Origin of the sequence: Halorubrum sp. SP9 (assembly GCF_005435015.1) — an archaeon.
GTDB classification, from domain to species: domain Archaea; phylum Halobacteriota; class Halobacteria; order Halobacteriales; family Haloferacaceae; genus Halorubrum; species Halorubrum sodomense.
In genome coordinates, this window is record NZ_SGXU01000060.1 from 891 (window position 1) to 1,562 (window position 672).

Sequence of the window (672 nt, forward strand, 5' to 3'; positions counted from 1 at the left end):
TAGAACAATATCATAAACCCGGCAGACGAAGTTAAGATTAATTTACTGGGTTGTGTTTGTATGTTTCAATGACAGACTTAGCTCAATTCAGTGTCACCCCCATTATAGAAGATCCCCACTTGGACCGTGGAGAGGATTTGTATCTTAGTATATATTTCTCTGGAAATGGAGAAATAGAGCATAATAAACTTCATATTCAGTTCCCATTTGGTGATGTATTCAAACAGGGAGGGAGTGAATTTGTTGAAACGGTGATAGATAACGGAGATCTCAACGTGAATAGTGAAAGTTCGTCAGATGTTGGATACTCCATTGGACTGAGTGACTCTCTCTTCGAATATGATATGTCGTCTGATTCATCGGAAGAATTTGGGAGAATCGGTGGTGAAAAAAATCATGGGCATAACCCACCACTGTTAGTTAGGCTAGAAACAAAGAACGATGCTAGACCTGGAAATTATACAATTCCGATTACTTTCACATACCAAGATACAGAAGGGAATATTGGGCAGGATTATAAGGAGGCGTCTTTCCATGTAAACTCTTGGCAGGAGGAAAACGGTACAAAATTAAAACTAATCGCCGTTATTGGAGCTACAGTTACTGTGTTATCATTCATTGGGGGACCGATACTGGATGGGCTAATGTGGCTTTATCAATTGATCGAGTTTG

1 protein-coding gene is annotated in these 672 nt (G+C 39.6%); it reads left to right on the forward strand.

Going from position 1 to position 672, the window contains the following annotated elements; all coding sequences use genetic code 11:
* Positions 1 to 68: 68 nt before the first annotated feature.
* Positions 69 to 672, forward strand: a 604-nt coding sequence (locus tag EXE45_RS16120) for a hypothetical protein (RefSeq protein ID WP_199233650.1), incomplete at its 3' end; no start/stop codon positions are given.